The 21,752-nt window shown below is 44.5% G+C and carries 18 protein-coding genes and 6 tRNA genes; 20 read left to right on the forward strand and 4 right to left on the reverse strand.

The genetic code is table 11. The annotated features are described in order from the left end of the window. Positions 1-141 precede the first annotated feature (141 nt). Positions 142-1,524, forward strand: coding sequence for a cysteine--tRNA ligase (gene cysS / locus SG35_RS09695; RefSeq protein WP_044832484.1), 1,383 nt, complete (start codon positions 142-144; stop codon positions 1,522-1,524). A gap of 114 nt (positions 1,525-1,638) precedes the next feature. On the opposite strand, the gene SG35_RS09700 is transcribed toward cysS, so the two are convergent. The 3 genes from SG35_RS09700 to folD all read right to left on the reverse strand — a co-directional run bounded on the left by SG35_RS09700 (position 1,639) and on the right by folD (position 4,149). Next, positions 1,639-1,953: a phage tail assembly chaperone gene (locus SG35_RS09700; protein ID WP_201777783.1), complete on the reverse strand. Its 315-nt coding sequence runs from the start codon at positions 1,951-1,953 to the stop codon at positions 1,639-1,641. A gap of 1 nt (position 1,954) precedes the next feature. Then, complete coding sequence (locus SG35_RS09705) at positions 1,955-3,037, reverse strand: phage tail-collar fiber domain-containing protein (RefSeq protein ID WP_274055402.1); 1,083 nt, start codon at positions 3,035-3,037, stop codon at positions 1,955-1,957. Positions 3,038-3,294: 257 nt separating this feature from the next. Then, positions 3,295-4,149 (reverse strand): bifunctional methylenetetrahydrofolate dehydrogenase/methenyltetrahydrofolate cyclohydrolase FolD, encoded by an 855-nt coding sequence (gene folD / locus SG35_RS09710; RefSeq protein ID WP_044832572.1) that lies wholly within the window; start codon positions 4,147-4,149, stop codon positions 3,295-3,297. A 346-nt stretch (positions 4,150-4,495) separates the two neighbouring features. On the opposite strand from folD, the gene SG35_RS09715 reads away from it, so the two are divergent. The 19 genes from SG35_RS09715 to SG35_RS09805 all read left to right on the forward strand — a co-directional run bounded on the left by SG35_RS09715 (position 4,496) and on the right by SG35_RS09805 (position 20,485). Continuing rightward, positions 4,496-4,572, forward strand: a tRNA-Pro gene (locus SG35_RS09715). A gap of 89 nt (positions 4,573-4,661) precedes the next feature. Continuing rightward, positions 4,662-4,738, forward strand: a tRNA-Arg gene (locus tag SG35_RS09720). Between the two features lie 7 nt (positions 4,739-4,745). Then, positions 4,746-4,821 (forward strand) — tRNA-His (locus SG35_RS09725). A gap of 16 nt (positions 4,822-4,837) precedes the next feature. Then, positions 4,838-4,914, forward strand: a tRNA-Pro gene (locus tag SG35_RS09730). A 39-nt stretch (positions 4,915-4,953) separates the two neighbouring features. Then, a tRNA-Pro gene (locus SG35_RS09735) sits at positions 4,954-5,030 on the forward strand. Positions 5,031-5,069: 39 nt separating this feature from the next. Next, a tRNA-Pro gene (locus SG35_RS09740) sits at positions 5,070-5,146 on the forward strand. 424 nt (positions 5,147-5,570) lie between these two features. Then, positions 5,571-6,878, forward strand: coding sequence for a trigger factor (gene tig / locus SG35_RS09745; RefSeq protein ID WP_044832486.1), 1,308 nt, complete (start codon positions 5,571-5,573; stop codon positions 6,876-6,878). Positions 6,879-6,965: 87 nt separating this feature from the next. After that, positions 6,966-7,604: an ATP-dependent Clp endopeptidase proteolytic subunit ClpP gene (clpP, locus tag SG35_RS09750; RefSeq protein WP_084692701.1), complete on the forward strand. Its 639-nt coding sequence runs from the start codon at positions 6,966-6,968 to the stop codon at positions 7,602-7,604. An 81-nt stretch (positions 7,605-7,685) separates the two neighbouring features. Further along, positions 7,686-8,966 carry an ATP-dependent protease ATP-binding subunit ClpX gene (gene clpX / locus SG35_RS09755; protein ID WP_044832487.1) on the forward strand — a complete coding sequence of 427 codons (1,281 nt, stop codon included), beginning with the start codon at positions 7,686-7,688 and terminating at the stop codon, positions 8,964-8,966. A 179-nt stretch (positions 8,967-9,145) separates the two neighbouring features. Further along, the gene (gene lon / locus SG35_RS09760; protein ID WP_044832488.1) at positions 9,146-11,494 is read left to right on the forward strand and encodes an endopeptidase La; all 2,349 of its coding nucleotides are present in this window, start codon (positions 9,146-9,148) and stop codon (positions 11,492-11,494) included. Positions 11,495-11,775: 281 nt separating this feature from the next. Beyond that, positions 11,776-12,048 carry a nucleoid-associated protein HU-beta gene (hupB, locus tag SG35_RS09765; protein ID WP_044832489.1) on the forward strand — a complete coding sequence of 91 codons (273 nt, stop codon included), beginning with the start codon at positions 11,776-11,778 and terminating at the stop codon, positions 12,046-12,048. A 260-nt stretch (positions 12,049-12,308) separates the two neighbouring features. Then, positions 12,309-14,216: a SurA N-terminal domain-containing protein gene (locus SG35_RS09770; protein ID WP_044832490.1), complete on the forward strand. Its 1,908-nt coding sequence runs from the start codon at positions 12,309-12,311 to the stop codon at positions 14,214-14,216. A 1,316-nt stretch (positions 14,217-15,532) separates the two neighbouring features. Beyond that, complete coding sequence (locus tag SG35_RS09775) at positions 15,533-16,312, forward strand: DUF3450 domain-containing protein (RefSeq protein WP_044832491.1); 780 nt, start codon at positions 15,533-15,535, stop codon at positions 16,310-16,312. Continuing rightward, positions 16,312-17,661, forward strand: coding sequence for a MotA/TolQ/ExbB proton channel family protein (locus tag SG35_RS09780; protein ID WP_044832492.1), 1,350 nt, complete (start codon positions 16,312-16,314; stop codon positions 17,659-17,661). Before SG35_RS09775 ends, SG35_RS09780 begins: the two co-directional genes overlap by 1 nt. Beyond that, positions 17,661-18,185, forward strand: a complete 525-nt coding sequence (locus tag SG35_RS09785; protein WP_044832493.1) for a MotA/TolQ/ExbB proton channel family protein — start codon at positions 17,661-17,663, stop codon at positions 18,183-18,185. Before SG35_RS09780 ends, SG35_RS09785 begins: the two co-directional genes overlap by 1 nt. 12 nt (positions 18,186-18,197) lie before the next feature. After that, positions 18,198-18,599 (forward strand): ExbD/TolR family protein, encoded by a 402-nt coding sequence (locus tag SG35_RS09790; protein WP_044832494.1) that lies wholly within the window; start codon positions 18,198-18,200, stop codon positions 18,597-18,599. A gap of 3 nt (positions 18,600-18,602) precedes the next feature. Beyond that, a complete protein-coding gene (locus SG35_RS09795; protein WP_044832495.1) occupies positions 18,603-19,226 on the forward strand; it encodes an energy transducer TonB in 624 nt (207 codons plus the stop codon). Next, the gene (locus SG35_RS09800; RefSeq protein WP_236702578.1) at positions 19,226-19,630 is read left to right on the forward strand and encodes a hypothetical protein; all 405 of its coding nucleotides are present in this window, start codon (positions 19,226-19,228) and stop codon (positions 19,628-19,630) included. The genes SG35_RS09795 and SG35_RS09800 overlap by 1 nt, the downstream gene beginning before the upstream one ends. 36 nt (positions 19,631-19,666) lie before the next feature. Next, positions 19,667-20,485, forward strand: a complete 819-nt coding sequence (locus SG35_RS09805) for a tetratricopeptide repeat protein (RefSeq protein WP_236702579.1) — start codon at positions 19,667-19,669, stop codon at positions 20,483-20,485. A 214-nt stretch (positions 20,486-20,699) separates the two neighbouring features. Here the strand turns inward: SG35_RS09805 and SG35_RS09810 are convergent, their stop codons facing one another. Next, positions 20,700-21,653 (reverse strand): tRNA-dihydrouridine synthase, encoded by a 954-nt coding sequence (locus tag SG35_RS09810; RefSeq protein ID WP_201777784.1) that lies wholly within the window; start codon positions 21,651-21,653, stop codon positions 20,700-20,702. Positions 21,654-21,752: the final 99 nt, after the last annotated feature.

Below are 21,752 nucleotides of genomic sequence, written 5' to 3' on the forward strand. Positions count from 1 at the left end.
TATTGCTCTTATATCTGAGATAAAATAATCTGACTTAATGACCCCCGGCTCAGCTTAGGTTACAATTGCCGGGAATTTCCCGCAGTGGGAAACACTATTTTTACTTTATTGATAATAAGAGAAAAGGACATAAGAGATCTCATGCTACAAATCTACAATACCTTAAGCCGAAAAAAAGAAGTTTTTAAACCTATTACCCCGGGAAAGGTTGGCTTGTATGTTTGTGGTATCACCATCTATGATCACCTGCATATCGGCCACGCCCGTACTTATGTTGCCTTTGATATTATCGCCCGCTACTTTAAACACTTAGGTTATGACCTGACCCATGTGCGTAACATTACCGATGTTGATGACAAGATCATCAAGCGGGCGGCGGAAAACGGCGAGAGCTGCGATAGCCTGACCGAGCGTATGACCAAGGAAATGTATCAGGATATGGATGATTTAAATATCATGCGTCCCGATATCGCACCGACCGTCACCGGGCATATGGATGAAATTATTGTCATGGTGGAGCGCCTGGTTGAAAAAGGTCATGCCTATGTTGCTGATAACGGCGATGTCATGTTTGAGGTCAGCACCTATAAAGATTACGGCAAGCTCAGTCTGCAAAACCTGGAAATGCTCCAGGCCGGCGCCCGGGTGGATGTTGAAGACAGCAAAAGAAGCCCGCTGGATTTTGTGCTCTGGAAAATGGCGAAACCGGGCGAGCCGAGCTGGTCATCCCCGTGGGGAGAAGGGCGCCCAGGCTGGCACATTGAATGTTCAGCCATGAACAGCAAACATTTAGGCGATCATTTTGATATTCACGGCGGCGGCTCGGACCTGCAGTTCCCGCACCATGAAAATGAAATTGCCCAGTCCTGCTGCGCTTTGGATACCCCGTATGTAAACTACTGGATGCACGGCGGTATGGTGCAGATAAATAAAGAGAAGATGTCAAAATCCCTCAATAATTTTTTCACCTTGCGCAGTGTATTGGCTGAATATGATGCAGAAACGGTGCGCTTTTTCTTAACCTCAAGCCATTATCGCAGCCAGTTAAATTATTCCCAGGAAAACCTGGCCCAGGCCAGAGCCGGGTTAGAGCGTATTTATACTGCATTGCGCGGGGTAGAATTAGCTAAGGTTGACTTGTCGGGCAATGCTTATGTCGAGCGCTTTGAAGCGGCCATGAACGATGACTTTAACTGTCCGGAAGCCATGTCGGTGATTTTTGAACTGGCCAAAGAAATCAACCGCTTAAAAGCCGAAGATGCTGCAAAAGCAGGAGAGTTGGCCTATATCCTGGTGAAACTTGGTGAAATTCTTGGTATTGCACAAAACTCGCCGGAAGATTTCCTTAAAGGCAACAGCGGTGACGATGGAGAAGCTGCGGTTATCGAAGCGTTAATTAAGCAAAGAAATGATGCCAGGGCGGCGAAAGACTGGGCCTCTGCCGATGATGCCCGGGATAAGCTGGCGGCGATGAAGGTTATTCTTGAAGACAGTGCTAATGGTACTACCTGGCGTAAAGGATAACTTTTTAGTTTTTATATCTGTTAAAAACCAGCATTAATCGCTGGTTTTTTTATTGTTAAGTACAAATATGTCCATAGGGCTAAATTATGGCTACATAGTTATAGCCTTTCATCATCACATTGGTTTTGAAGGCCAAATTACCGTTTTGGCGTCGTTATAAACCGATGTTATGTCTCTTAATGCTTGCCTATATGTCCGGTACTCTGCAGTATCAGCGCCAATATCCAGAGCCTTATTAATTAGACAATCAGCTTCTGCTAATAATGGCTCCCGGCATATTCTCACTTGTTCAAAGTTTTCGCATTGTAATTTAATTAAATCAGGGTTAATTTCTTCCTGCAAAATTTCAGATAAAAAAGCCATAGACTCCGCTTTATCTATCACACCGCCAATAGCCCCAATATATTTATTTTGATAAAAAATGTTCATTTTATACTCCCGATTCTTTGTATTGAAGTGGCCCGACAAATTGCCACCAGTTATGGGGCTGGGTTAAATCTACATAGCCGCTTACTACCGCAGGTAATGCAATAAGCATTTCTCCTGACGCAGAAACATGCTTGATAGATGAATCCATAGTTCTTTGATCTACAGGTGTCTGATAATTCCGTCCAACTAATTGCCATGATTTTTCCGAATGATTAATGCCGGTAACAATAATGTTTCCCGAGATCATTTTTACAAAGGCTGCGAAGGTAAAGTAGGGGCCTATATTACTTACTGTTCGATTTAGGAAAAATGAATAAGCAAGTCCACTGAGATCTGTCCATTTTATCCTGACTATATTGAATTTATGAGGGTTGTAATAATAGTTATTTTCTTTAATACCTGCGACTTCAAAAAACTCCAACATTTCATTGCTGTAACTTCCTCCTAAAGAGTGCCCTTTAACTGTTTCGACTAAACTAAAATTTTCTGCAGATAAACCTGAAACTCCCCAGCCTGAAGGAACAGCACTGCCGTCAACATCAAGTAATGCCTGATTTTCTGAAGTTCTGAAGATAGGATACTCTCTTCGTATTTTAGCTACTGTTTCATCAATAATTTGTTGTTGATCTTTTTGAGTGGCATAAGCGAGATCCTGTACGGCAGTGATGGTAAAATTAGTCTCCTGGCTGACCTTTATGGTGTACTTGAGCATTGCCTGACTACCGCCGTTCTCCAGAGTACGTACCGCAAAAGGTGCAGCTAAGGTGAAATAAGTGTGGGCAAACTCGGTTTCGCCATATTTGGCATAAAGCAGTACTTCAATGGCATTGAAATTTTCCGTTGGCGGGATAGCCATAGTAATGATGCGCTGGCTGCTGTCATAAGGGTCGAGTTCATGGGAGATAAGCTCTCCGTCCTGACGTTTATTGATAAGCTGAGTCAGAGCGGGGTCTAAGCTCGGGGTCGTGCCGTTGGCATCACCGATTTCTACACGGGTAAAGGTCACCGGTAAATCTTGAGTGTGTGCCAGGTTTTCACCTGCTTGGCCGGATGTCAGCCACAGGGATTCATTTTTACTGACCATGATTATTTTTTCCTTACAAGGAGTTAGTTGATACGGCAGCATCATACTTGTGGTGGCAACTAACAACAGGGCAAGTTTGTCCGCTAAAGTTTCTGTTATAGAAAGCATCTAGTTGTTTAGTCGGAAAAATTCGAGTGAAAATTAATGCTGGCGGTAGTTGATAAGGAAAAGTTTATCGAAGAGGGCGGTTAAATATAAAGTAGGAATTGAAAGCGGATATTGGAAGTTATCCGCTTAGCTAAATAAGCCAGCTCAGCTTAGCTGCCAAATTCTTCACAGGCAATCAGGGTATTCTCTATTAAGCTGGCAACTGTCATCGGACCGACGCCGCCGGGTACCGGGGTGATATATGCCGCTTTTTCTGCTGCAACATCAAATTCCACATCGCCGCTAAGTTTGCCGTTGTCCAGGCGGTTAATACCAACATCAATGACCACGGCGCCGTCTTTAATCCACTCTCCGGGAATAAAGGCGGGTTTACCGACGGCAACAACAACCAGGTCGGCATTGCGCACTTTGCTTTCAAGGTCTTTAGTGAACCTGTGGGTGGTGGTCACGGTACAACCTGCCAGTAGTAACTCTAAGGTCATGGGGCGACCGACAATGTTCGATGCGCCTACCACCAGGGCGTCCAGGCCATGGGTTTTAACGCCGGTAGATTCTATCAGGGTCATGATGCCTTTTGGCGTACAGGGGCGCAGGCCTGGCTGACGCAGGGCTAACTTACCGACATTGGAGGGGTGGAAACCATCGACATCTTTTTCAGGGTTGATATGCTCAATCACCAGGTTGGCGTCCAGTCCTTCCGGCAAAGGCAGCTGAACCAGGATGCCGTCAATTTCGCTATCATTATTAAGCTTGTCGATAAGCTCAAATAATTCCTGCTCCGTGGTGCTGTCAGGGAGATCGTATGAACGGGAGACAAAGCCGACTTCCTCACAGGCGCGGCGCTTGCTGCCGACATAAATTTCAGAGGCGGGATCTGAGCCGACCAGAATTACCGCTAACCCGGGTGCTCTTTTACCTTGTTCAATACGCTTGCTTACTTTTTCTTTTACTGAATTGCGCACTTGCTTGGCAATTTCATTTCCGTTAATAAGTGATGCTGTCATAGTTACTACATGGTAGGGGTTAAAAACCCGGCTATTTTCGCATAGTTTATGGTTCAGTTGTAGCCTAAATTCGCCTGAGATCACATTTGCTTTAGGGGAATTCAGTGCCTCTGAGCTGCTTTGTTTTATAGGTGAGTTAAATTTCCGGTAATTTACCATCCGCGATACTTTTTACTCGCTGTTTTATGGCTTAAGTTGCATAGCAATCAGGCGAATGTGATAATATTCAGACAAACCGCTGTAAAAGTAGCCGAACGGATTTTATTTTACAAAAAAGGTTTGACGAGTAAGGAGCAAGTGGGTAATATCCGCATCCGTTGAAAGCGAGTCAGCTTTTAACACGAGTCGGTGATTAGCGCAGCTTGGTAGCGCACTTGGTTTGGGTCCAAGGGGTCGCAAGTTCGAATCTTGCATCACCGACCACTTTTTATCTCTGTTTATTCTGCATTTGTAGACGTATTCAGGAATGAAAAGTGATCTTGAAGAAATTCAAGATCTACTGTAGGTAATGTGCGCCCTTAGCTCAGCTGGATAGAGCAACGCCCTTCTAAGGCGTGGGTCGTAGGTTCGAATCCTACAGGGCGTGCCATACAGTGGTGGCTATAGCTCAGTTGGTAGAGCCCCGGATTGTGATTCCGGTTGTCGTGGGTTCAAGTCCCATTAGCCACCCCATTTTTATGAATATCGTCGGTGATTAGCGCAGCTTGGTAGCGCACTTGGTTTGGGTCCAAGGGGTCGCAAGTTCGAATCTTGCATCACCGACCACTTCATCTCTAGTACACCTGTATACAATCAGAATTAAATCGGTGATTAGCGCAGCTTGGTAGCGCACTTGGTTTGGGTCCAAGGGGTCGCAAGTTCGAATCTTGCATCACCGACCACTTTCTTTTGATATTTCTGTATACTAATTGTATATCCGTCGGTGATTAGCGCAGCTTGGTAGCGCACTTGGTTTGGGTCCAAGGGGTCGCAAGTTCGAATCTTGCATCACCGACCACTTATCTTTTTAGATAATTCCTCCTTTATCATTATTTTCTCTTTAAGTTGATTATTCCAGAACAAGTATTAGGTCTGGTAAATTGAGTATTTCTGCCGTTAATTCCTTGTTTGCAGCGCCTTTGCGACTTAGTTCCCGGATGAGCAAATAAACGCCAGTAAACTGGTCTGGACTGTTTTGATTTTTACCTTAACTGTATGATTGCTAAGTTAATTTAAAATTTTTCCCTACAAGGCTCGACTCTTGAGTCAAGCGCCGCTATAATTTTGCGTCATTATTTTAATTTGAACGTCTTTTATTCGGATTTTCCGGGCCCGGTTAGCCGCTGTTATCGGGGCTGTGAGCAATAAACGTAAGGTTTATCTGCTTGTTAGATAGATGCGTTATTGAATGCGCAAGATGCGCTAATTTTTGAGGTAATTAAATGCAAGTTTCAGTTGAGACTACACAAGGTTTGGAACGTCGTCTGACAATTTCTGTTCCTGCCGAAACAGTAGATGTTGAAGTTAAAAACCGTCTTCGTCACCTTGGTAAAACACAACGTATCAATGGTTTCCGTCCAGGTAAAGTACCGGTTTCTGTGATCCAGAAGCGTTACGGCCAGTCTGTTCGTCAGGAAGTTGCCGGTGAATTGATGCAGCGTAATTTCGTTGAAGCCATCGTAGCAGAAAAAATTAACCCTGCCGGTCGTCCTCAATTCGTTGCTAAAAGCAATGAAGACGGCAAGCCGTTAGAGTTTGAAGCAACTTTTGAAGTTTACCCGGAAGTTGAATTAAAAGATTTAGAGAAAATCGCCGTTGAGCGTCCTCAGGTAGAAGTGACTGACAAAGATTTAGACGAGATGTTCGTTACTTTGCAAAACCAGCACAAAACCTGGAAAGAGAACAAGCGTAAAACCAAAAACGGCGATAAGCTGACTATCGACTTCAACGGTCGTGTAGACGGTGAAGAGTTCGAAGGCGGCAAAGCCGAAGGTTTTGAACTTGAGCTGGGCTCAGGTCGCATGATCCCCGGTTTCGAAAAAGAAATCGTTGGCATGAAAGTGGGTGAAGAGAAAACTATCACAGTAACCTTCCCTGAAGATTACCATGCTGAGAACCTTAAAGGTAAAGACGCTGAGTTCGACATCGTGGTTCACAAAACTGAAGGTCCGGTATTACCAGAAGTTGATGAAGAATTCGCCAAGTTATTCGGTGTAGAAGAAGGCGGTGTTGACGCCCTGCGCGAAGAAGTTGGTAAGAACATGCAACGTGAACTTACTCAAGCGGTTAAAGCGAAAGTAAAAGAGCAAGTGATTGAAGGTTTATTAGAAGCCAACGAACTTGAATTACCTTCTGCCTTAGTTGCCCAGGAAGTTGACGTATTGCGTCAGCAGGCGATGCAACGTTTTGCCGGTCAAATGGATGCTGCCAACTTACCTCAATTACCTGACGACATGTTTGAAGAGCAAGCCAAGCGCCGCGTAAAAGTAGGTCTGTTACTGGGTGAAGTGATCAAAGTTAACGAATTAAAAGTTGACGAAGCGAAAGTTAAGGAGCTGATCGAGTCTGCTGCTTCTGCTTACGAAGATCCGCAGGAAGTTATCGACTACTACAGCAGCAACAAAGAGCTTAACCAGCAAATGCAGAATGTTGCCCTGGAAGAGCAGGCGGTTGAGCTGTTACTTGAAAAAGCAGCAGTAAAAGACGTCGAAGCTAGCTTCAAGGACATTATGAATCCGCAAGCTAAGTAAGCTTTCGATTGACATTCGGCTAATCAATAGCTTAAATGGCTTATATGGGTGCATATGAGCCATTTTTTTTATATTAAGGACTATCTGTTGTTTACTTCTCACAAAAACTCTCACGATTTAACAAGCATTACAGAAAGCGCATTAGTGCCTATGGTGGTTGAGCAAACCGCTAAAGGGGAGCGTTCCTACGATATCTATTCTCGGTTATTAAAAGAACGGGTAATATTCCTGTGTGGTCAGGTGGAAGACCATATGGCGAATCTGATTATTGCTCAGTTGCTGTTTTTGGAGTCTGAAAGCCCTGAGAAAGACATTTATTTATACATCAACTCGCCGGGCGGCTCTGTTACCGCAGGTCTTGCCATTTACGATACCATGAAGTTTATCAAGCCGAATATCAGTACGGTATGTATCGGTCAGGCGGCCAGCATGGGGGCATTCCTGCTTTCCGGCGGTGAAAAAGGTAAACGTTACTGCCTGCCGAACGCCAGGGTAATGATTCACCAGCCGCTGGGCGGGTTCCAGGGGCAGGCGTCTGACTTTGAAATCCACGCCAAAGAAATTTTATACATCAAGGACAAGTTGAACAACTTGATGGCGGAGCATACCGGGCAGCCGATCGAGAAGGTGAGCCAGGATACCGACCGGGATAATTTCTTAAGTGCAGAAAGTGCGGTTGAATATGGCTTAGTTGATGCCATATTAGAACATAGAAACGATAAATAATTTATCCTTATTGTTATCTGCGCGATTTATGAAATACTTAATTGTATTAAACTTAGAAATTAATTTATTTAGAGGTACCGTATGACCGATATGAAAAAAGGTGACGGTGATAACGGCAAGTTACTGTATTGTTCTTTTTGCGGTAAAAGCCAGCATGAGGTACGCAAGTTAATTGCGGGGCCATCAGTGTTTATTTGTGACGAATGTGTTGAACTGTGTAACGACATCATTCGCGAAGAAATCAAAGAAATTGCACCTAAGCAAGACAAGGAAAGTTTACCTTCACCCATAGACATTCGTGCCAGCCTGGATGATTACGTCATTGGCCAGGAACATGCGAAGAAAGTGTTAGCGGTAGCCGTATATAACCACTATAAGCGCTTACGTAACGGTGACTCCCATAACGGTATTGAGTTGGGTAAGAGTAATATCCTGCTTATCGGCCCTACCGGTAGTGGTAAAACCTTATTGGCGGAAACCCTGGCAAGATTGCTTGACGTGCCATTTACCATGGCGGATGCCACCACGTTAACCGAAGCCGGTTATGTTGGCGAAGACGTAGAGAACATTATTCAGAAATTGCTGCAAAAATGTGACTACGACGTGGAAAAAGCCCAGCGTGGCATCGTTTATATCGATGAAATCGATAAAATCTCCCGCAAGTCCGATAACCCGTCTATTACCCGGGATGTTTCCGGTGAAGGGGTTCAGCAGGCGTTGTTGAAACTGATCGAAGGTACCATAGCGTCAGTGCCTCCTCAGGGCGGTCGTAAACATCCCCAGCAGGAGTTTTTACAGGTCGATACTTCAAAGATCCTCTTTATCTGTGGCGGTGCCTTTGCCGGCCTGGATAAGGTGATTGAGCAAAGATGCCATACCGGCACCGGTATCGGTTTTGGCGCTGAAGTGAAAAGCAAAGACTCAGATAAGACACTTACCGAGCGATTTTTGGACGTAGAGCCGGAAGATTTGGTCAAATATGGTCTGATCCCTGAATTTATCGGTCGTTTACCTGTGGTCGCCACGTTAACCGAACTTGATGAAGAAGCCCTGGTGCAAATCCTGCAGGAGCCTAAAAATGCCTTAACCAAGCAGTTTATGGCCTTGTTTGATATGGAAAAGGTTGAATTAGAGTTTCGCAAAGATGCCTTATTGGCCATTGCCCATAAAGCCATGGTACGCAAAACCGGTGCCCGCGGTTTGCGCTCTATCGTTGAAGGCGTATTACTTGATACCATGTATGAACTGCCTTCGATGGAAAATGCCAGCAAGGTAGTGGTGGATGAAGCCGTGATAAAAGGGGAGTCCAAACCTATTATCATGTATGAAGCCCAGCAGGATCAGGCAGCGTCAGATAGTTAATTTTTAACCACTTTCTTTAAAAAAGAGCCTTTAGGCTCTTTTTTTTTGTTCCTGTGTTGAAAGATACTTGAATATCCCCATATACTTTTAAAGCTTTATAAGATTGTACATAAAATGTTAGAAAAAAAAGGTACAAGCAATTACCGTTCACCTTATATAAATTTCCAAGAGAGTAACCTATGACCAAAGAGTTATCTGGTGTAAGTGATATCCCAGTATTAGCCTTGCGAGATGTCGTCGTTTATCCACAAATGGTTATTCCATTGTTTGTTGGCCGGGAAAAGTCGATCCGTTGTCTGGATATTGCGATGGACAATGATAAGCAAATTTTCCTGGTGGCCCAAAAAGATGCCTCCGTTGATGATCCGACAGAAGAAGACGTTTATCTGACCGGTACGGTCGCCACCATTTTACAAATGCTGAAATTACCCGATGGCACGGTAAAAGTGCTGGTTGAAGGGGTGCAGAGAGCCGAAATCAAGCAATTTGTCCAGACCACCGAATATTTTACCGCTGATATCGAATTTTTAACCCCGATTGCTTCTGCCGAAGGCGAAAGCGAAGTTTTGGTGCGTTCGGCGATTTCCCAGTTTGAAGGTTATGTCAAACTGAATAAAAAGATCCCGCCGGAAGTATTAACCTCGGTTTCAGGTATCGATGATCCCGAGCAGCTGGCCGATACCATGGCGGCCCATATGCCGTTAAAACTGCTGGATAAGCAGAAAGTATTGGAAATCAATGATGTTGCCGAGCGGCTGGAATACCTGATGGCGCTGATGGAAGGTGAAATCGATCTGCTGCAGGTGGAGAAAAAAATCCGTACCCGCGTGAAAAAGCAGATGGAAAAAAGCCAGCGGGAATATTATCTCAACGAACAAATGAAGGCGATCCAGAAAGAGCTGGGTGAAATGGATGATGTTCCGGATGAAGCGGAGCAGATGACCAAACGTATCGACGAAGCGCAAATGCCGAAAGAAGCCAAGGAAAAAACCTTGGCCGAGCTGCAAAAGCTGAAAATGATGTCGCCTATGTCTGCCGAAGCAACTGTGGTACGCAGTTATATCGACTGGATGATCAGTGTGCCGTGGAAAAAGCGCAGCAAGTTAAAGCGTAATCTAAAACTGGCCGAGGAAGTGCTGGAAAAAGATCATTACGGTCTGGAAAAAGTCAAAGAGCGTATCATCGAATATTTGGCGGTGCAGCAACGCGTTAACCAACTTAAGGGGCCTATCTTATGTTTAGTGGGTCCTCCCGGTGTAGGTAAAACCTCCCTTGGTCAGTCTATTGCCAAGTCTACCGGTCGCAAATATGTCCGTATGGCATTAGGCGGGGTCAGGGATGAAGCGGAGATCCGCGGTCATCGCCGAACTTATATCGGTTCTTTGCCGGGCAAGCTGATCCAGAAAATAGCTAAAGTCGGCGTGAAAAATCCGCTGTTCTTGCTGGATGAAATCGATAAAATGGCCTCGGATATGCGCGGCGACCCTGCTTCGGCACTGTTAGAAGTGCTGGATCCGGAGCAAAACAGCAGCTTCAACGACCATTATCTGGAAGTGGATTATGACTTGTCCGATGTGATGTTTGTGGCGACCTCCAACAGCATGAATATTCCCGGACCTTTGCTTGACCGTATGGAAGTCATCCGTTTGTCTGGTTATACCGAAGATGAAAAGCTCAATATTGCCACCCGTCATCTGCTGACCAAGCAAATTGAGCGTAACGGTTTAAAGCCGGCCGAAATTGAAATTGATGAAAGCGCCATTATCGGCATTATCCGCTATTATACCCGCGAAGCAGGCGTTCGTAGCCTGGAGCGGGAAATTTCGAAATTATGCCGTAAAGCGGTGAAAGCCATTCTTTTAGATAAGAGCCTGAAAAAAGTGAAAATCACCCAGGATAACCTGCAGGAATTCCTTGGTGTACAACGTTTTGACTACGGCAAAGCGGATGATGAAAACCGGGTTGGCCTGGTTACCGGGCTTGCCTGGACGGAAGTGGGTGGCGAACTCTTGACCATAGAAACCGCTTCGGTGCCGGGTAAAGGTAAACTGACCTATACCGGCTCCCTCGGTGATGTTATGCAGGAGTCGATTCAGGCAGCGATGACCGTGGTGCGTAGCCGCCAGGAAACCTTGCGCATCAACAGCGACTTCCATGAAAAACGTGATATCCATGTGCATGTGCCGGAAGGGGCGACTCCTAAAGATGGCCCAAGCGCCGGTATCGGTATGTGTACCGCCCTGGTTTCCAGTTTGACCGGCAACCCGGTGAAGGCGGATGTTGCCATGACCGGCGAGATCACCTTGCGCGGAGAAGTGCTGGCTATCGGTGGCTTGAAAGAAAAACTGCTGGCGGCGCACCGTGGCGGCATCAAAACCGTGGTGATTCCTAAAGACAATGAAAGGGACTTAAAAGAAATCCCCGAAAATGTGAAGGCAGATTTGGCGATTCATCCGGTTAAATGGATTGATGAAGTGCTTGATATTGCACTGGAACAGCCGGTTGAACAGTGGAAAATTGAAGCATAAATAACCACAAAAGCGATAATTTTCCGAAAAAATGCAAAAAAATGCTGCAAATTGTGAATTATCGCTTTTCAAACGCTGAAACTATGGTAAGTTAGGGACGCTTATAACGCTGGACACCAATAACAACAAGGGGTCCGGTCAAAGATAAAGAAAATTATCTTTTATAAATTTCTTTAACTCGGCGCTTGATGTTCCAAAAGAAGCTTGTTATAAACGGTCTCTTAAAGAACACTAACAAAAAAAGATAGTGCTGAATAATAACAATTTAAGGGGAAGACACTGTGAATAAGTCTCAACTAATCGAGAAAATTGCTGCTGGTGCAGACATTTCAAAAGCTGCCGCCGGACGTGCTCTAGATTCGTTCATTGATGCAGTAACTGAAGAATTAAAAAGTGGTGAGCAAGTGGCTCTAGTTGGTTTTGGTACTTTCTCTGTACGTGACCGCGCTGCCCGCACTGGTCGTAACCCTCAAACGGGTGCAACGATTGAAATCGCTGCTGCTAAAATACCTTCTTTTAAAGCTGGTAAAGCATTAAAAGACGCGTGTAACTAATCAAGCATTGATTGTATTGATTAAAAAGACCACCTAAGGGTGGTCTTTTGTTTTCTGGATTGAGTTCTGCTGAACTTGAATTCGCCGATTTAAATTAAGCGTCGTGTAAAATACTCGTATTCCGGTTTCTGTCCGTATAAAACGGCAAGGTTAGGAACAGGACGATATTGATATTATTTTTGCTTTTGTGACTTCAAGCGAAGCCTTGCATCTGCTAAAATCGCGCACAAAGTTAGCACCCAAGTGTATAAGAGACAAAGATGTTAGAAAGTATTAGAGAAAGTTCTCAGGGAACGATTGCCAAGGTTATACTTGGCTTTATTATTTTGACCTTCGCTGTTGCCGGGATCGGTAGTTATACCAATACCGTTGATACCTCAGTAGCAGAAGTTAACGGCGAGAAAATTTCGCAATCTGCCTTTGACAAGGCATACCAGGCGCAACGTAACCGTATGGCACAACAATTTGGCCAAATGTTTGATACGCTTTCAGCCGACAGCAACTACATGGCGAATTTCCGCAACGGTGTGCTGGATAACCTGATCAATGAAAAACTCATCGATCAAAGCACTAATGATTTGGCTATCCGTATTTCCGACCAGCGTTTGAAAAAAACTATCCGGGAAATGCCTGAATTTCAGGTGGACGGTGTCTTTGATAACAACCGCTACCTTGCCATTATCAATCAGGCGGGTTTTTTTCAATCTTCAGATTTTCGTGATTACTTAAGAGTTGAGATGAGCCGTCGCCAGTTAAGTCAGGCGCTTGTGGTCAGTGAGTTCAACTTACCTTATCAGGAAAAAATGCTCTCTTCGTTGCAAAACCAGAAACGTGATATCCGTTATGCGGTGATCGGCGCTGAACAGTTTAAGGCAGACATGAGCGTAACTGACGAGGAAATCAATAGCTTCTACCAGGAAAACCAGGTGCGCTTTGAAAACCAGGAACAGGTAAAAGTAGATTACATTGCCTTAGATGTTAATGAATTAGCCAAAGATATTCAGGTATCTGATGAAGATATCGCCAGCTATTACCAGGATAATATCGATAATTACCGTACCGTCGAGCAGCGCCGTCTTGCCCATATCCTGGTAGAATTTGGTGATGATGAAGCGGCGGCAGAAAGCAAAGCCGAAGCTGTTTTAGCGCGTATCAAGCAGGGTGAAGATTTTGCCGAGTTGGCAAAAACGCAGTCGGACGATACTTTCAGCGGTGAAAACGGCGGTGATCTGGACTGGATTGAACCGGGTGTGATGGATGAAGAGTTTGACAAATCAGCGTTTGCCCTGGCAGAAATCGGCACAGTCAGTGAAATCGTTAAAACCAGCTTTGGTTATCACATCATTAAATTAACCGATGTTAAGCCTGAAAAAACAACACCATTAGACGAATTGCGTGATGATCTGCGCGTACAGATAAGCAGTGAAAAAGCTCAGGATAAGTTTTTTGAACTACAGCAGGAATTAGCGACAGTTAGTTTTGAATTCCCTGACAGCTTAGACGATGCTGCCGGTGCGGTAGACGCACAAGTGCAAAGCTCTGCCTGGTTAAAGCGTGCCGGGAATGCAGCACCTTTTAACGATGCTAAGGTGATTAATGCTGCCTTCTCTGAGTTGGTGCTTAATGATAATGTTAATTCTGATGTTATCGAAATCGGTGACGACTTAGTGATGGTATTGCGCCTTAACGAATATAAGGAAGCCAATGTTAAACCGCTGAGCGAAGTTCAGGCACAAATCGAAACCGAACTGGTGGCGAAAAAAGCGGCTGAAAAAGCAAAAACGGTAGCTGATGAGTTAATCGCTGAGCTGAAATCCGGCAAAGACATCACTGCAGCTCTGGCTGAAGTGAACAGTGCTTTTGAAGTTAAAGCCGATATCAGTCGCAGCAATGGCGGCATTGACGGCAGTATTAGCCGTGAGGCCTTTGTTTTGGCCCATCCAACGGCTGATACCTTGTCGGTTGCAACAACAGCATTAGCGAACGGCGATCAGGCGTTAATTGAAGTACAGGCGGTTAAACCGGGTGATGCCGAAGAAAGCGAGAGTCAGCGCCAGCAACAGACTTCTCAGCTGGCACAGTCGGCCTATAAGAGTTATGTTGACTCATTAAAGGTAGATGCCAAGATCACCCGCAGAGCGGTTGCTGAGCCTACCTCCATACTCTAACAAGCGAATATTTTCTTAACTCGCTTTTTCGGTTAGGAAATAAGGCCGCCCGGGCGGCCTACGATTAAAGCTTCGAACTTGTTTCGGAGCTTTTTTCGTCTCAGGAAAGCATTTAATGGATATAGTTTTCGCTTTCGTCATAGCGGCCTTTTGAGCATTGCATCAGCTTTGCTGAAAACTAGTAAATAGTGCGTACCTGGTTTTATCCTGTGCTGTTTACCCTGTACCGGGTAGCATTCCCTGTTTAGATCACAAGTACTGTAAATAACCTGGCTTGGTTAGTTAATATGGAAATTACCGTCTTTGGTGCCGTTTGATTTAAGTTTGCCTGAGTATGCAGCTCAGGCAATGTGTGTGGTAATAGTGAATGAATATTGAACGATTTATTCCCTTTTATAACTCAGGGATGGCGCTTTTCTGCGATATTACATCCATTAATCTGCAAAACAAATGGGTGATTTCTTACAAAAAATTTAGTCAAGATTAACATTTTATTGAAATTGCAATTGATTATCTGGCTGCCTCTAGCGATAAAATATCTTCGGCCTTGGCTAAAAGGTGAGCTATATACCCCGACAGTACGATAAAAAAGTAAAATTATGGCTATTGAAATAATAAAAAAATAGTTAGCTAATTCTTTGCCAGGTTGTCAGTGATTTTTGCGGATACCTGCTGTTAATTCCATCCTCGTACGATAAGTTTTTTCACTGGCAGGACCTGTTAAAGTGGTCCGTTTTACAGGGCGCCAGGGCCTCTGGCTTTGCTGTTTTTTTGCTCATGCCTTAACCCGGATAAAAAGCAAAAATGAAAAAAAAATTTGTCTGCTTCTTTCTTTGGAAAAACAATTTTCGTTTTGCTGGTTGATAGGTTAGCTACTTGAAAAGCAAGGTTTTTGTCTTTTGATTTTTCTTCTCTATGATGATAATGTAAATGTCAAGTCATATATCGATGAGCATAAAATGCTAATTAAATTTGACTTACTACGAACGAATTAGTAAAACATATATCAGATAATTGAGTTTAACAATTAAGGAGAGCACTTCTTAGGAGTAGATCAATACCGCCGTAGTTGACAATAAATCTTTTTGTTGGGTTTACCGCGTCAGGGGGTTTGATAAAACAAATATTTTATTTAAGAAATTCTAATAAGCACGACTATTATCTTTGTTCCTGGTTGACAGTTTGCCTGTCGTCTGGGAATATTGCGTAGTTTTAGTCTAGAAAAATAAAAATTTAAAACGGCAGATTAATAAATTTGCGGTAGCGAGTGTCACTGGCACTTGTTATCAAAGTTAAATAGCAATTGGTTGGGAACTATGTCCAGAGTAAGTAAGAAAAGCCTTATCGCCTCGACGATAATTGGCGCATTAGCACTAACAGGCAGCAATATCGCTGCGGCTGATGCCTTAACAGATTTACAAAAAGCTGAAGCTAAGATTTTTAAAGCATCAGCCAAATCACAAAGCAAAATTGATAACATCTATGAGCAAACTCAAGAGCTTATCGGCGAGTACCGTAGTGTTGTTGATGAAGCGGACGTACTGAGAGGTTATAACGACCACGTACAACGTATGGTTGATGACCAAAAAGCAAACATTGCTTCCTTGCAGGAACAAATCGACGGTATCGATAAGATCAAGCAAGGTGTTGTTCCTCTGATGTACAAAATGATCGATACCTTAGAGAAATTTGTAAACCTTGATGTTCCTATGAACGTTGATCGTCGTAAAGAGCGTATCGAAGCGTTAAAAGAAGTGATGGGTAATTCTGATGTAACCACTTCAGAGCAATTCCGCTTAGTACTTGAAGCTTACGAAATTGAAGCTAACTACGGTACGATTTTCGATGCCTACCAGGGTGAACTTGATTTAGGCGACCGTACTATCACAGCTGATTTCGTGCACATGGGCCGTGTTGCTTTAATCGCACAATCACTTGATATGAAACATGCCTGGGTTTGGAACAATGATTCTCGTTCTTGGGACGAGTTAGGTGAAGAGTACTTGAAACCTGTTACTGATACTATTCGTATGGCACGTAAACAATTGCCAATGGATCTCACTAAATTACCAGTATTTGCGGCAGGAGCAAAATAATGAAGAAAGTTATTAATTTTGTATTACTTGCGGCATCAATGTCAGCCGGTATTTCAGCAACTGCCAGCGCCAATAGCCTGGACGATTTGTTAAAGCAAGTTAAAAACGACCGTATTTCTGAAGCGAAATTAGACAAGAAGCGCGAAGCCGAGTTTTTATCTGCCCGTGCTGACAAGCAAGCTTTATTAGCTAAGGCTAAGAAAGAATTGGCCAACCAAAACGCGCGTAATGCCCGTTTAACCAAAGAATATGCGGCTAACGAAATTACTTTAGCGCAAAAAGAAGTTGAACTGGACAATGCGACCGGTACTTTAGGTGAAATGTTCGGTGTTAGCCGTGCAGCTGCAGCCAATGCTTACGGCACCATCTCCACTTCTATCGTAAGTGCTGAGTACCCAGGCCGTGGCGAAGCGCTTAACCGCATCGCTAACTCCAAGAAAATTCCATCTCTGCCTGATTTAGAAGAATTATGGTTTGCCCTGCAAACTGAAATGACGCAATCTGGTAAGATTTCTCAGTTCACGACTGACATCACTAACCTTGATGGCAGCAAGTCTACAGAAACAGTTACCCGTATCGGTACTTTTAACCTGATTTCTAAAGACGGTTTCCTGAACTTTAACGATGAATTAGGTCAGGTTCAGCCGCTGGCTAAGCAACCTGCCGGTTATATCTCAGGTACTGCTTCAGACTTCTTCTCCACAACTTCCGGTTATGCTCCGCTTTACGTGGATCCATCGCGTGGTGCTATCTTAGCGTTAGAAACGCGTAAGAAAACGCTTAGCGAGTTCTACCATGAAGGTAAAGAAGTGGGTTATGCCATTACCGTATTGTTAATCCTAGGTTGTTTGATTGCCCTTGAGCGTATGATTGTACTTGGCGCTATGGGTGCTAAGATCAGATCTCAAGAGAAAAACCTTGAGCAACCAAATGAAAACAACCCGCTGGGTCGTTTACTGAAAGTTTACCATGACAACAAAGCTGTTGATGCCGAAACTTTAGAGCTGAAACTTGACGAAGCTATCTTGCGTGAGACGCCTAAAGTTGACCGCGGTATCAACCTGATCAAGATGTTCGCTGCCATTGCCCCGTTAATGGGTCTGTTAGGTACGGTTATCGGTATGATCATGACGTTCCAAACCATTACCTTGTTCGGTACAGGTGACCCGAAAATCATGGCGGGTAACATCTCTCTGGCACTTGTAACTACCGCTCTAGGTCTGATCTGTGCTCTGCCGTTAATCCTGATTCACAGCATCGTTGCCGGCCGTAGTAAATCACTACTGCAAAAACTTGACGAGCAAAGCGCTGGATTAATCGCTGCGATCGCCGAGAAGGAGTCTAAATAATGTTATTCCTGATAGAGCTTTGGGAATCTGTCAGGAGTTTTATTGCGACAGGTGGTAACGTCCTTTACGTTGTTGCCTTCGCACTCTTACTGATGTGGGTATTGATGGTTGAACGCTATTGGTTCCTTGCCTCTGTATATCCAAAGATGAGAGACGATATCGTCAATCGTTGGAATGCCAGAGAAGACACTACGTCTTGGTACGCACATCGAATTAGAGATACTTGGATCTCCGAAGCGACAGAACTACTTGAGCAGCGTCTGCTCACAATTAAAACCTTAGTGGCCATGTGTCCGCTAATTGGATTACTGGGTACTGTTACCGGCATGATAGGTGTATTCGAAGTCATGGCACAACAGGGAACAGGTAATCCGCGTCTGATGGCATCAGGTATATCAATGGCCACTATCCCGACAATGGCGGGTATGGTAGCAGCATTATCTGGCGTATTTTTCAGTTCAAGATTAGACGCTAAAGTTAAACTAGCAAAGGCTAAACTGGTTGACAGTTTACCTCATCACTAGAGAGAAATTCGAATGGCACGTAAACGTATTCGTGAAGAAGAAGAAGCAGCAATTGATATGACGCCGATGCTCGACATCGTCTTCATCATGCTTATATTCTTTATCGTAACCACTTCTTTTGTTAAAGAAGCAGGTATTGAAGTAAACAAACCTAAAGCGGCTAACCAAAGCAAGCAAAAGTCTGCCAATATTTTCGTTGCAGTTAAAGACAACGGCGAAATCTGGTTAGACAAACGTCGTGTTGATATCGAACGTGTTGCTGCGAACATTGAGAAATTATTAGCAGAGCAACCAACCGAAGTTGTGATTATCCAGGCGGATAAAGATGCAAAACACGGTATCGTTGTTAAAGTAATGGATGCTATTAAGGAAGCGGGTATAGATCGGATTTCTATCGCTGCTGCGAAGGGGTAGTTTATGGTTCGCTTTCTAGTATCAATATTACTAGGTGCTGCGGTAACTTTTGGACTTTTTGCTTTCATGGCGTTTCTTGTTTCCAGTGGAGACAGAAGCAAAGAGGAACAGCAGGAAAATATAGTCGTAGAAGTCAATACTACGCCGCCAAAGTCAGCTGCTGAGACGCGTCGACGGGTTCCGCCGCCGCCTCCGCCGCCGCCCAAGACACCGCCCAAGCCTCAGGCTCCAGAGCCAGAAGCTAATAACAATGCACCGGGCTTAACTTTTAATATGCCTGGCGTACAAATGGCGAGTGCTACCGGTGGTTTATCTGCCCCGGGTGCCGGTTTCGGCCGCGATGGCGATGCAACACCGATTGTACGAATCGAGCCTAAGTATCCAATGCAGGCGGCTCGTGACGGTAAAGAAGGCTGGGTAAAACTGTCTTTTACCATCAACGAAATCGGTGGTGTTGAAGACGTTAAAGTTATCGAAGCTCAACCGAAACGTATTTTCGACAAAGAAGCAAAGCGTGCTTTGCGTAAGTGGAAATACAAACCGAAAGTTGTTGACGGTAAGCCGATGAGACAACCTGGCTTAACAGTACAGCTTGACTTCACAATGGAAGGCGCGGGAGGAAAATAATGGCCAATAAATTAGTTACTTCTTTAGTATTAGCCGTTGCCGTCGCCGGTGCTCAGGTACCTTTTTCTGCAGATGTTCAAGCGGCTGACGCTAAACAGGAAAAGAAAAAGCGTCCGACGCAATTGATGGGTCCTTCGGTAGGTAAGAAAGTGCAAAAAGCTTTTGAACTTTACTCTGCCGATGATATCGATGGTGCTCTGGCTATCCTTTTGGACATTGAGGCCAAAAAGGATTACGACAAAGCAATTGTTGCGCGTTATATCGCGGTGATGTACACCACCAAAGGTGACAATGAGCAAAAAGCCATTGAATACCTTCAGCAGGCGGTTGGTCCCGATATCCTGAACGAAAAAGATCATGGTGAAGCGCTGAAGTTACTGGGTGACTTGCAAATGCAAGTTTAGGACTACGAAAATGCCCTGGTTAATTACCGGGCATGGATGGACTTCACTGGTGAAAATGACGCTCAGGTTTGGCTGAAAATTGCCAATGCTTATTATTCTTTAAAGCAGATGGATAAGATTATTGTTCCGGCAGACAAAGCGATTGCGGCGTTTGGCGACAAGCATAATCAGAACCCTTATATCCTTAAGGTTCAGTCTTACTATGAACGTAAGATGTATCCGGAAGCGGTTAAAGTACTGGAAACTGTATTACAGTTATTCCCGGAAAATAAGCAGTGGTGGCAACAACTTGGTATGTTCTACCTGCTGGTTGAAGACAATGATAAAGCGTTAGCTACCCTTGATCTGGCCTATAAGCAAGGATTCCTTGAAAAAGAATCTGAGATCAAGACATTAGCCAGCTTATTTGCGCTGAACCAGACGTCTTATAAAGCGGCGACATTGCTTGAGAAGCATATCGGCACAGGTTTAATCAAGCGTGATGATAAAAACCTGGCAAGCCTGGCGAACTTCTGGCACGCCTCGCAGCATATCGATAAAGCGGCAAAATATTATGGTGAACTGGCTAAGCTCACCAATGACGCCAAGCATTATCGCAAGCAAGGTATGCTGTTGAAGCAGGATGAGCAATTTGCGGCATCGATCAAGGCGCTTAATAAAGCTCTTGAGTTAGGTGCCAAAGATGTTGGTCGTATCCAGATGGCGATTGCCGAAGATCATTTCTATCTGGAGCAATATAAGTCGGCTTATGCAGCTATTAAGAAGGCTTTAAAAGATCCGAAAACCAAGAAAGTGGCGAAGGGCTGGGCATCTTTTATCAAAGATACCGCACAGCGTAAAAACGTGACTATCTAACTTGTTCGGGATATAAAAAACCAGCCATTTGGCTGGTTTTTTTATGCCTGTATTTTGGCGGAAAGCATGTCTGTCAGAGAATCGAGAAGCTGGGAGCAGGGCTCTCTGGAATACACTATGGGTAGTAAGTGGTGAAAGCTTATCAGAGAAGTTTGAGGTTTTCCCTGTGCCTTGCTGCACTAAAACCTCTCGGGTATCGGCGGAGTTGCCAGGGTTAATAGTCGCGGATTCTTCCAAGCACCTGGGTGATCTGTGTTTTGCATTTCATGGTTTTTATCTGTTCAAAAAAAGCTTGTGCCTGAGGATAATTCAGTTTTAAGTACCTGAGCCACTGCTTCATGCGGCTGGAATAGTAAAAACTTTTCTCTCCCTGCAATTCTAGGTCGCTGTACCTGTGCAATAAGTCGCATAACTGCGGCCAGGTCATCGGCTGCTCATTGAGCTTAATAACATTGGCCAGGTTAGGCCTGGCTAATAATCCCCGGCCTAACATCAACTTATTGGTTTTAGCCTGCTTCATACATTCGATGGCATCGGCCTGACTCCAGATCTCACCGTTGGCGATGATATCTATGTTATGTGACTCGCGGGCTTCTCCGATAAAATGCCAGTAGGCCGGTGGTTTATAGCCCTGCAACTTAGTCCTGGCATGGACCGTTAACAAATCGGTCCGGGCGCTGGTGACGGCGCTGATAATTTCTTTGAATAAACTGGTATCTTCAAAACCTAAGCGTATTTTTGCCGATACCTGAACTTGCTCGCCAACGGCCTGTTTTACTCTGGCAATAATCCGGTGTATTTGCTCAGGGGATTTCAGCAGTACCGCGCCGCCCCGGCTTTTATTCACCGCTTTGGCAGGGCAGCCAAAATTCAAGTCTATGCCGTGGGAGCCCAATTCCATGGCACGTATGGCATTTTCTGCCAGCCAGTCGGGCTCTTGCCCTAAGAGTTGTACCCGGATAGGGGTGCCGGAGCGGGTATAGCCTTTTTGGTGCAACTCGGGGCAGGTTTTGTAAAAGACATGTTTAGGTACCAGGGAGTCAACCACCCGGACAAATTCAGTAATGCATAAGTCAAACTGATTAATCGAGGTGAGAAGATCGCGCATCAATGCATCCACGACACCTTCCATTGGTGCTAAAATAAGTTGGTCTGCCTGGATAGTCATTTGAGATGAAAGCCCCTAATTGAAAAATGGGCACGATTGTAATGGCTATTTGCCAAAATGGCGAAAATATTTCATGCTTAGCAGGCATAAAATATAAAT

This window comes from Thalassomonas actiniarum (assembly GCF_000948975.2).
GTDB classification, from domain to species: Bacteria; Pseudomonadota; Gammaproteobacteria; order Enterobacterales; family Alteromonadaceae; genus Thalassomonas; species Thalassomonas actiniarum.